Below are 3,042 nucleotides of genomic sequence, written 5' to 3'. Positions count from 1 at the left end.
GTCCCGCCTCCGGTCTTCTCGCCCAAGGGCGACGTGGCGCTGGTCTCCGTACCGCTCGCGGGGTCGCTCTCCAACGCGGCTGTCATGCTTCGGCTCTCCGCGCGTAGGGGACGGTGAGCGCGCCGGGCTCGCCGCGTGCGAATCCCAATGCCAGGAGGCGGATGTCCTCGCCGCTGTCCAAGAACAGGCCAGGCAACGCCACGGTCCTCCCTTCGGCAGAGCGGCGCAGGCGCGCCAACCTGTCGAGATCGTGATCGTCGACCAACCGCAACCCGTGCAGCACACGAGCCAGGTCGGTGTCGTTCATCTGCTCGATCTGCTCAAAGAAGGGAGCCCAGTCGCTGGCGTTGTCAAGCCAATGCTCCCAGCGCGCGTCGAAGTCCTCCTCGACCGCCTCAGGAAGGCGCCAGAGCGTCACACAGCCGGGTGGGTTGAAGACTTCATCGCAGCGGTGAGCCGCTACGGTGAAGACGGACCGTGCCTGTGCGAACCGGTGCGTGCGTGGGAAACCCCGTCGCAGGGCCGCTACGCCATAGCGGCCAAGCTGCCCCTTGGTGTTCCACCACTTGGCGCTGTCCATCTCACCGAAGCGCGCGACCACGACCCGGAGCCGGAACAGTGCATCAAGGTCAATCATTGGAATGGTCATTCGGCGGACCGTCCGCTTGCGCTCTCGTCGTGTCCGTCGGCGCCGCCCGCCCGGACCCACTCGTCAACTTCCGAGAGCTTGAACTTCCAAAGGCGACCTATCTTGTGGGCGGGCAGGCCGCGCATCTCGATCCACCGGTACACGGAATCCTTTGCTACCCCGAGATGTCTGGCGACGCCCTCGACGGAGACCCACGGCTCGGTGATCACAGGCTCCTCTCAGACATGAGGCCGACGTAGGCCATGGAGAGCCATGGAGAGCCTAGCTCTGCCCACGAAACCCCAAGAAAGTCGACTCGATCCTACCGGCATATGCTGGCTACTACCCGTCACTTCTGGAGGCCTTCTCCCGGTCTGAGTGTCTGCTCGGTGGACGTCGGCGCGTGGGTGGCGCGGCCGTGACCGGCCGAAGAGTCGCAGCGCGGCCAGCGACCGCCCTTCATAGATGTGAAGAAGGTTGTTTTCGATCTTGGTCGCATTGTGATGGAGCGTTGGTCAGAGGTTGGCTGGACGGGACAGTATGTCAATCGAGGAGTTCCGGGCGTCGGCTTACGAGCGCACGGCGAGCTGTCACGAACTGCTCGTGGAACTCCTCGGCCAGAGCCTCGCGCCGATAGCGGTGGCGTAGGACGCGGTCGAGGTCTGCGGCGCGGTTGACGAGGTCGGTTAGGGATTTTCGTTCGATGTCGAAGGCGGCAAGGCCTTGTTCTACCGCGGCGTCGAGGTTGCCGCGGCGGGCGTGGATGATGCCGAGGTCGATGTGGGCGTCGGCGACGCGCATGGGGGCATTGCTGGTGCCGTCGGGGCGGGTGTGGATCTGGATGGTTTCGAGGGCGTGTTCTTCGGCGCGGTCGTTGTCTTCGAGCCAGGTGTAGGCGGTGGCCGCGTAGAACAGCCATTTGGCGTGGTCGAAGACGAAGTGATGGTCGGGGTTGCCGGGGATGGGGAGCTTGGCGAGGGTGTCGGCTCCGCGGGTGAGGGCCTTGTCGGCTTCGCGGCGGTCGCCGATGCGTGCCAGGCCACGGGCCTCTTGCAGGGTGAGTTGGACCATGGCGCTGGATTGGCCGGCGACGGCTTGCCCCATGCGGGCGGCGGTAACCACATCTTCGTAACGGCCTTCGACCAAGGCGAACCAGGCGGACATCTCGTAAGCCCAGGACATCAGCTCGCCGTGTCCGACCTGACGGCCCATCTCGTAGGCGGTGCGGCGGGCGGTCTCGGCTTCCTCGCGCTCGCCGAGGTCGTAGTGGACGCATCCGAGTAGGGCGGTCAGCCAGCCGGTGATGACCAGGAGTTCGCGGTGCTGGTCGAGGGTGATGCGGCCGCTGAGTAGTCGGGTGATCTGTGCGAGGCGCTTTTGGGTGCGGTCGCGCAAGGTAGTGGCGGGGACGACCGGGTAGGCGCGGCAGAGCAGGTCGACGGCTTCGGCCAAGGCTTCGAGGGTGCCGTTTCCGACGTCGGATGCCTGGAGTTGCTGGGCGAGTTCCATGGTGCCGTACAGGTCTGCTTCGGCCCGCAGGGCGTCGACCGGTGTGATGGGCGTGGCTTCGATGATCTGGACGTGGCCGCGGCGGTGGGGGCGAAAGCCGAGGTCTTCGACGGGTAGTCCGGTGAGTTGGGTTAGGGCGAGTCGGTAGGCGGATTGGGGCCAGGAGACTTCGCCGGCTTCCCAGCGGCGGATGCGTTCCTCGTCGCAGGTCAGGCGGTCGCTGATGCCGATAGGCGTGCGGTTGACCTTGTCGGCCATCTGCGCGCGGGTCAGGTGGTGCTCGTTGCGCCAGGCTCTGAGCTGCACGTTGGGGATGTTGTCGGGCATCTGGTGCCTTCCTCCCGGCTGGGGGCTCAAGAGGGGGACTGTTGGGGGGCCGTTCAGGGGTCCTGTCGTCGCGGCTTTGCCGGTGGACTTGTCATCAAGCAACCACGGTACGTCATGCGGCCTCCCGCCACAGGGAACGTCGGAGCAACGAGGAGATGGCGACGGTGACCCGGCCACACAAGTCCAGCGACAACACGATCCTTTGTCCCTCCTGCAGGGGACGTGGGACCAAGCTGCGCAGCTCCCGTCGTGCCCTCCTGCTCGGCGAGAGCAGCGATGACAACAGGTACGGAGAACAGGAATGTCTGGACTGCCTCGCAAGCGGCCGGGTCGAAAGGAACGCGAGATGAATCCCGTGATGCGCGCCGCGGCGGAACGGTTGCTCCAGGAGCAGCAACAGCAAGAGCACGACGCGAGGCTTTTGATGCAGTTGCGGAATGCGCTGCTGGCACTGAACGTGCGGGCCGAGCTGCGTGACAACGGCACCGCCCTCTCTGTCAGACTCTTGTGAGACATAGGACGAATGAGTCCTCATGATGTGAAACAGAGCTAGACAGGACGATCGAGACAGTGACGAT

Annotated in this window: 4 protein-coding genes; 1 reads left to right on the top strand and 3 read right to left on the bottom strand. The window is 65.2% G+C overall.

Annotated features, from left to right (window positions below):
- Positions 1–82: 82 nt before the first annotated feature.
- From AB0B89_RS35790 to AB0B89_RS35780, 3 genes are all read right to left on the bottom strand, one after another.
- The gene (locus AB0B89_RS35790; protein ID WP_358562040.1) at positions 83–649 is read right to left on the bottom strand and encodes a BrxE family protein; all 567 of its coding nucleotides are present in this window, start codon (positions 647–649) and stop codon (positions 83–85) included.
- On the bottom strand, positions 646–858 hold the full coding sequence (locus tag AB0B89_RS35785; protein ID WP_358562037.1) for a helix-turn-helix domain-containing protein: 213 nt from the start codon (positions 856–858) through the stop codon (positions 646–648). Before AB0B89_RS35785 ends, AB0B89_RS35790 begins: the two co-directional genes overlap by 4 nt.
- A gap of 313 nt (positions 859–1,171) precedes the next feature.
- The gene (locus AB0B89_RS35780) at positions 1,172–2,464 is read right to left on the bottom strand and encodes a hypothetical protein (RefSeq protein WP_358562034.1); all 1,293 of its coding nucleotides are present in this window, start codon (positions 2,462–2,464) and stop codon (positions 1,172–1,174) included.
- Between the two features lie 346 nt (positions 2,465–2,810).
- Here AB0B89_RS35780 and AB0B89_RS35775 point away from each other — a divergent pair, with 346 nt between their 5' ends.
- Complete coding sequence (locus AB0B89_RS35775) at positions 2,811–2,975, top strand: hypothetical protein (protein ID WP_358562031.1); 165 nt, start codon at positions 2,811–2,813, stop codon at positions 2,973–2,975.
- The last annotated feature ends 67 nt before the right edge of the window (positions 2,976–3,042 follow it).

This window comes from Sphaerisporangium sp. NPDC049002, assembly GCF_040649355.1.
Taxonomy (GTDB): domain Bacteria; phylum Actinomycetota; class Actinomycetes; order Streptosporangiales; family Streptosporangiaceae; genus Sphaerisporangium.
The sequence above is the reverse complement of the archived record's forward strand: the minus strand, read 5'-3'. Positions and strand labels throughout refer to the sequence as shown.

Bases quoted from the DNA above. Each gene is read 5' to 3' on its own strand.
- AB0B89_RS35790 (WP_358562040.1), bottom strand. From the start codon at position 649: ATGACCATTCCAATGATTGACCTTGATGCACTGTTCCGGCTCCGGGTC.
- AB0B89_RS35780 (WP_358562034.1), bottom strand. From the start codon at position 2,464: ATGCCCGACAACATCCCCAACGTGCAGCTCAGAGCCTGGCGCAACGAG.
- AB0B89_RS35775 (WP_358562031.1), top strand. From the start codon at position 2,811: ATGAATCCCGTGATGCGCGCCGCGGCGGAACGGTTGCTCCAGGAGCAG.